Raw genomic sequence first — 6,423 nt, 5'->3', positions numbered from 1 at the left:
ACGGTGCACTGACGAACAGCATCGCCACCCCGATCCCGGCTTGGGTGCCGTAGAACGCGATCCCCGCGGCGCCCGCGGGGGCGCCGATCCAGCCGGTGCGCCCGTAGACGAACAGCAGCGCGATCCCGGCGACGGTGTGCGGCACGGCCAGCGGCAGGTCGACCACCGCCTGCACGAGGGCGCGGCCCGGGAACCGGTGCCGGGCCAGGAGGTAGGCCAGCGGCACCCCGAGCCCGGTGGCGAGCACGGCGGAGACGGTGGCGTCGGTGACGCTGAGCAGCAGCGCGTCGCGGATGTCGGCGTCGCCCAGCGCCGTCGCGAGGGCGGCTGGGGTACTGGTGGTGACCAGCCGGATCACCGGCAGCACGATGAACCCCAGCAGCAGCCCGCCGGCCAGCCACATCAGCGCTGGGAACAACCCCGTCGGGACGAGTCCGCTCGACCCGCGCCGGCGGCGGGCGACCTCGGCCGCGGCGGGCATTCAGCCTCCGGGCAGCGTGGCCGGGGTGGTCAACGACTGCAGCGGGGCGGGCAGGTCGGTGCCTCCGGCCTGACCCTGGTGGCCGGCTCGACTGCCTGCTCCTTGCGGGCGGCGGCGACGTCGACCCTCGCCTGTACAACCAGGTCGCCGCGGCGTCACTCGACAGCGTGGACCCTCTGCGCGACGAGATCGAGGTGCAGTCCGCAACCTCGATGCGCGTCGCGGGTAAGCGGATTCTCGGTATATGCCGAGGTGCTCAGCTATTGGCGGTGGCCGCCGGCGGATCCCTCATCCAGGATCTGCCCGCAGCGGGATTCGGCGGCCACTGCGCGTTCCAGGCGACCAGCGCCTACGCCTCGACCCGCCACCCCGTCACAGCCGATCCGAATAGTCTGACCCGCCACGTACTGCACGGCCTTCACAACGTGAACTCGCACCATCATCAGGGCATCCAGGAGCCCGGGCGCGGACTTCGCGCCACCGCATGGAGCCCGGACGGGACAATCGAGGCCATAGAGGGCACCAACACGCTCGGCCTCCAATGGCATCCCGAAATTGACGCACATCACGACAGCCGAAATTTCCGACCGTTCACCTGGCTCGTACAAGGTGCAGAAGGGTTGACCTCATGACGTCCACACCCGCTGCCACTGAGTCCCCCCGGTTTCGCCGGCGTCCGCAGGTGGAGCAGCACGGCATCGACTACATTCCTATGAGAGAAAGGAAGTCTAGGCCCAGAAACCTTGGAATCATCCTATTCGGAGGCAGTCTCACCTTCAGTCTCATCATCATCGGCTGGTACCCCGTTGCGTTCGGGCTGGGCTGGTGGCAGGCGGCCAGCGCCGTGCTTGTCGGGTCCATGGCCGGTGGCGCCGTGCTCGCCCCGATGGGGCTGATGGGCGCTCGGAGCGGAACGAACAACCCTGTCGCCAGCGGCGCATTCTTTGGGGTCGGCGGCCGACTGATCGGCTCAATGCTCGAGGCGACCGCCTCGCTGGCGTTCGCCGCGCCCAGCATTTGGACCGGCGGCGACGCGCTCGCCGGCGCCCTCGCGCGATACTTCAATATGCACGACGCGAACATCCCACGTCTCATCGCTTACGCCGTCCTCAGCGTTCTGGTCACCGTGGTGTCTATTCTCGGTCACAATATGATGGTCGCGGCGCAGCGGTTCATGATTCCGACAGCAGGACTCTGCATGCTCGTCGGGATCGGTGTGTACGGACGACTATTCGACGCCAACTACTCAGGAACCCATCACCTCCTGTTCGGCTCGCTGGCAGCGACCTGGGTCGCATCAGCCCTGGTCTGCTGCTCGACCGTCGCCTCCTACGGAGCCTACGCCGGGGACTGGACCCGTCACATCTCCACCAAACTGCACACAAACGGCTCGATCGTGCGCGCCATGTTCCTCGGCGGCGCTTTCGGCATGGGCGGTCCATTCATGTGGGGAACCTTCACCGCCTGCGCGGTGTTCGCCTCTCACAACGCTTCCGCTGACACCCCATACGTTCTCGGACTCGTCACCGCAGCGCCGATCTGGTACATCCCTGCACTCATCTATCTCGGCCTCGCCTCGGGGACGGCTCAGGCCGTGATCAACACCTACGGAACTGGCCTTGACACGTCCGCGATCATTCCGAAGTTAAATCGTGTCCAGGCCACGTTAGTCGCTTGCGCGCTCGCCACACTACTCGTCTACCTGGGCTACTTCTACTCCACGCTCGCCGACGGAATCGGCGTCTATCTTGCGCTGTTGGGCTCATTCTCCATTCCCTGGATCGTCATCATGGCAATCGGGCATTTTCGACGGAAGGCATTCTACGACGTAGAGGACCTCCAAGTCTTCAACCGTGGCCTCAAGGGTGGGATCTACTGGTTCTGGCACGGCATGAACCTTCGAGGACTGCTCGTATGGGCTATTTCGGCTGCCGCGGGTCTCGTGTGTTCGAGCAATGCGTGGTACGTAGGTCCGGGCGCGGACGCGCTCGGAGGTGTGGACTTTAGTTTCATCGTCGCGGGCGCCGCGGCGGGGATCCTGTATCCGATCGCACTGCGGCTCTTCCCCGAACCGACAAACATGATGGGACCATCAAAATCTCCAGCCGCAGCCCCAGACGCATCAGGCGAGACGTCACATGACAGGTTAGAAGCGCACTAGCCCCGGCTCTTCATGACAGGTCCGGTGTGTCTGTGTCCGGATAGGCGAAAGTGCCCCGCTACCAGGAGAAACTGGGATTGCTGAAGTCACAGCCCACCGGGTAGGGGAGCACTTTCGAGGTGCAGGCTGACAACGACCAGACCGAGGATCACGGCAACCGCGGACGGCGAGGGTGTGGTGTCGCACGCCGGGTCGCGGCTGCTCGCCGACGTGGCCGACCGGACGCTGACCGGCAGCTCGCCGAGTTGTTGGCTGGCCTGCGCAAGCCGCGGGCGCGGCATGACCCGGGTCGGGTGTTGGTGGACATGGCGGTCGCGGTCGCCGAGGGCGCGACGACGATCTCCGACGTCGCGGTGTTGGCTGACCAGGCCGCGTTGTTCGGGTCGGCGGCGTCGGACTCGACGTGTTGGCGGCTGCTCGACCGACTCGACACCACCGGGTTGGGCGCGGTCTCCCGGGCTCGGGCCGCAGCGCGGGAGGTGGTCTGGGCGCAGCGCGCCGAGCTGTCCGGAGTGCCGTTCCCGCCCGCTCGGGCGGCCGGACGTGACCTGCCGGGGCCGGTGATCGACCTGGATGCGTCGGTTGTGGTCTGTCACAGCGAGAAGGAGTGCGCGGCGCCGACGTTCAAGAAGACGTTCGGGTTACATCCGATGCTGGCGTTCTGCGACAATCCGGCGCGCTGTCAGGTTTCCGCCACTCTGGCTGCGCTCGTGGCCGCCACCGCACAGCACCAACAGCACCTGCCGGACGAGGTCGGGCGCCTCGTCCTGGACGTCGTGCACGCGGTCGACGCCGCGACCGGCCACCGACGCTGAACTCCGCCATCCGGTGCCCGACCGCGCGCACGTCCACCGGACGAAGCGGCCGGTTTGGGCGAAGCTGTCGCTGATCTACCCGCAACTGACGTTCCCGCCACGCCGGTTCCGTCACGACGACCGCACCATCACCATCACCGGCGACGCGCCGGGCGAGCTTCACGGTTGGTACCGTCCCGAGTCACCGGCCCGGTCGGTGACCACGGCGTGATAGTCGAAGTCGGTGAACAACGCCAGCTGCGAGCCCGGGGTCGGGCGCACCCGGCGCACCACCAGCCGCACCTCGATCGCGTCGCGGGTGTGGGCGAAGCAGGTGTAGGCGGTCGGCGACGTCGGCGCCGGAGACCTCCGGGGTGGAGACGCCAAGGCTCACCAGGCCGACATCGGCAACAGCATCCCCAGCACGTACTTCGCACTGGCCAAGGACGTCTACGAGGAGGGCGCCCTGAACTTCCCGTGCGTCCTCGTCCAGCAGGAGCGCCAGGACATCAGTGACGTCATCGAGATGTGCCGGCGCCGGATCCACGTGCCGGAGCAGTGGTACGGCGACTACCTCGCGGCACTGGGCTCCGCCCGCACCGGGGAACGCCGGCTCAAGGAGCTCGTCGACTCCTACGGCATCGAGATGATCCGCGAGTTCGTCACGCAGTGGTTCGACTACTCCGAGCGGCGGATGGTGCACGCGATCTCCCAGCTGCCGAGCGGCCGCTACACCCGGACCGGGCAGCACGACAGCGGCGGCGAGCTGCCGCCCATCCCGCTGCAGGTCGTCATGGACGTCGACGCCGAGAACGGCCGCGTGGAGATCGACCTGCGGGACAATCCGGACTGCGTCCCGGCCGGGCTGAACATGACCGCTCGACGGCGACGAACATGGCGATCGCCGGGCTGTTCAACAACATCGACCCGGAGGTCCCGCACAACGCCGGCAGCTTCCGCCGGGTGACCGTGCACCTGCGCGACAACTGCGTCGTCGGCGTCCCGAAGCACCCGACGTGTGCCTCGATGGCGACGGCCAACGTCGCGGACCGCCTGGTGAACCTCACCCAGTCCGTGCTCGGTGAGGCCGGCGAGCAGTACGGGGTCGCGGAGGGCGGCATGGGGATGGCCCCGGGATGGGCGTCATCTCCGGCACGGACTTCCGGACCGGGGCGTCCTTCGTCAACCAGCTGTTCGTGGCGAACAACGGCGGCCCGGCGACCTCCACCTGCGACGGCTGGCTGACCTGGATCCTCCCGGTCTGCGCCGGGCTGCTCTACCGCGACTCGATCGAGATCAACGAGCAGAAGTACCCGCTGCAGTTCGATCACGTGAACCTGGTGCCGGACTCGGGCGGCGCCGGGAAGTTCCGCGGCGCGGTCGGCATGGAGCTGTCCTACACCTCCCGGGGCGAGCCGATCGATCTCGTCTGGGTTCTCGACGGGCATGAACGACCATCGCACGGGATCCACGGCGGTGGGCCGGGCCAGCTCGCGTCGGCGGCTCTCTGCGAGGCGGGCCGGGAGAAGAAGCCCATGCCTGGCACCGCGGCCATCAGCCTGAAGCCCGGGGACTACGTCTTCAACGTGACGGCCAGCGGGGGCGGCTTCGGCGACCCCCTCCAGCGCGACACCGCCGCGGTCCTGCACGACGTGCGGGAGGGCTATGTGACGCCGGCCGCCGCCTCGTCGGTCTACGGCGTGGTGCTGACAGGCGAGCCGAACGACGACTCGCTCGCGGTGGACGAGGAAGCGACAGCGGCCCGGCGGGCCGAGCTCGCCACCGTCGACTGATCGGCGACGCCGCCGACGGCGCCGGGGCCGGTTCGGGCCGGCCCGGGCCGCTCGACGGCCGACTCGTACCGCCGCTCCTGGTCGGCGGCAGCCGGCACCGAGCGCCGCGGTTGCTTCCCCCCACGTCGCGCGCACCTCCACGCCACGCGAGTGGCCTTGTTCTTCGACCTGACTTGACCAGATGACCACGGCAAGGATCGGTGGCACGGGAAAGCCACCGGTCTGCCTTCCGCGTCACCACAGAGGAGTTCCCATGCCCCGCTCGAGCTTCTGGCACGCGTTCGCCAATATGGAGTCGATCTCCAGATGCGAGCCGCTCGTCCTCGAACGCGGCGAGGGCGTCACCGTCTGGGACACCTCGGGGCGCCGCTACCTCGACGCCGTCGCCGGGCTGTGGAACTGCAACGTCGGGCACGGGCGACAGGAGATCGCGGACGCGGCACGCGACCAGCTCGGCAAGCTCGCGTCGTTCTCCACCTTCGGTGACTATTCCAACGGACCCTCGGAGGAACTGGCCGCACGACTGACCGCGCTGGCCCCCATGCCCGACGCCTCGGTCTTCCTGACCAGCGGCGGTTCCGACTCCGTCGACACCGCGATCAAGATGGTCCGCCGCTACTGGTCCGCGCTGGGACAGCCCGAGCGCCGGACCGTCGTGTCACGGGAGTCGGCGTACCACGGCATGCACTTCGGAGGCACCGGGCTGGCCGGGATCGAGCCGAACCGGGCCGGGTACGGGGATCTGGTCCCCGACACGGCGAGGATCCCCTGGGACTCGGCCGACGCCCTGGAGAAGACGATCGAGAGTCTCGGCGCGCAGAACGTCGCCGCGTTCATCTGCGAACCGGTGCTCGGCGCCGGGGGCATCCTGCTCCTACCCGAGGGCTACCTCCGCGAGGTGGCGAGGATCTGCCGGGCATCGGGCGTGCTGCTCGTGCTGGACGAGGTCATCACGGGCTTCGGCCAGATCGGGGACTGGTTCGCTGCACACCGGTTCGGCGTGGAGCCCGACCTTGTCCTCTGCGCGAAGGGCCTGACGTCGGGCTACCTGCCGATGGGCGCGGTACTGAGCCTTTGCCAACCTGATCAGGTGCTTGCGATCATGAGGGTCTGAACTGCGGCGACGAGTTCGGAAGCCCGGCTGGGACAGGACCGGATCTTGCGCAGGATCCGCCAGTTCTTCAGCTCAGCGTT

At 68.1% G+C, this 6,423-nt stretch carries 6 protein-coding genes and 2 pseudogenes; 6 read left to right on the top strand and 2 right to left on the bottom strand.

Annotated features, from left to right (window positions below; all coding sequences use genetic code 11):
* A pseudogene (locus JWR81_RS04485) lies at window positions 1–481 on the bottom strand (molybdate ABC transporter permease subunit); the annotation flags it as partial.
* On the opposite strand from JWR81_RS04485, the gene JWR81_RS04480 reads away from it, so the two are divergent.
* From JWR81_RS04480 to JWR81_RS04470, 3 genes are all read left to right on the top strand, one after another.
* Entirely contained in the window at window positions 409–1,113 is a 705-nt protein-coding gene (locus JWR81_RS04480) for a gamma-glutamyl-gamma-aminobutyrate hydrolase family protein (protein ID WP_367278732.1), read from the top strand. The pseudogene JWR81_RS04485 and the gene JWR81_RS04480 overlap by 73 nt on opposite strands.
* 50 nt (window positions 1,114–1,163) lie before the next feature.
* Complete coding sequence (locus JWR81_RS04475) at window positions 1,164–2,642, top strand: cytosine permease (protein ID WP_297646869.1); 1,479 nt, start codon at window positions 1,164–1,166, stop codon at window positions 2,640–2,642.
* Window positions 2,643–2,761: 119 nt separating this feature from the next.
* Window positions 2,762–3,457 (top strand): transposase, encoded by a 696-nt coding sequence (locus JWR81_RS04470; protein ID WP_297646867.1) that lies wholly within the window; start codon window positions 2,762–2,764, stop codon window positions 3,455–3,457.
* Between the two features lie 159 nt (window positions 3,458–3,616).
* On the opposite strand, the gene JWR81_RS04465 is transcribed toward JWR81_RS04470, so the two are convergent.
* Window positions 3,617–3,823, bottom strand: a complete 207-nt coding sequence (locus JWR81_RS04465; protein ID WP_297646865.1) for a hypothetical protein — start codon at window positions 3,821–3,823, stop codon at window positions 3,617–3,619.
* Between the two features lie 16 nt (window positions 3,824–3,839).
* Between JWR81_RS04465 and JWR81_RS34240 the strand changes: the two are divergent.
* The 3 genes and pseudogenes from JWR81_RS34240 to JWR81_RS04450 all read left to right on the top strand — a co-directional run bounded on the left by JWR81_RS34240 (window position 3,840) and on the right by JWR81_RS04450 (window position 6,343).
* Window positions 3,840–4,681: pseudogene (locus tag JWR81_RS34240) on the top strand (hydantoinase B/oxoprolinase family protein).
* Window positions 4,573–5,229: a hydantoinase B/oxoprolinase family protein gene (locus JWR81_RS04455; RefSeq protein ID WP_297646863.1), complete on the top strand. Its 657-nt coding sequence runs from the start codon at window positions 4,573–4,575 to the stop codon at window positions 5,227–5,229. Before JWR81_RS34240 ends, JWR81_RS04455 begins: the two are co-directional and overlap by 109 nt.
* Window positions 5,230–5,482: 253 nt before the next feature.
* Window positions 5,483–6,343 (top strand): aminotransferase class III-fold pyridoxal phosphate-dependent enzyme, encoded by an 861-nt coding sequence (locus JWR81_RS04450; RefSeq protein WP_297646859.1) that lies wholly within the window; start codon window positions 5,483–5,485, stop codon window positions 6,341–6,343.
* Window positions 6,344–6,423 lie beyond the last annotated feature (80 nt).

The organism is Pseudonocardia sp. (genome assembly GCF_025965585.1).
GTDB lineage: Bacteria > Actinomycetota > Actinomycetes > Mycobacteriales > Pseudonocardiaceae > Pseudonocardia.
This window is presented reverse-complemented; position numbering and strand designations above follow the sequence as displayed.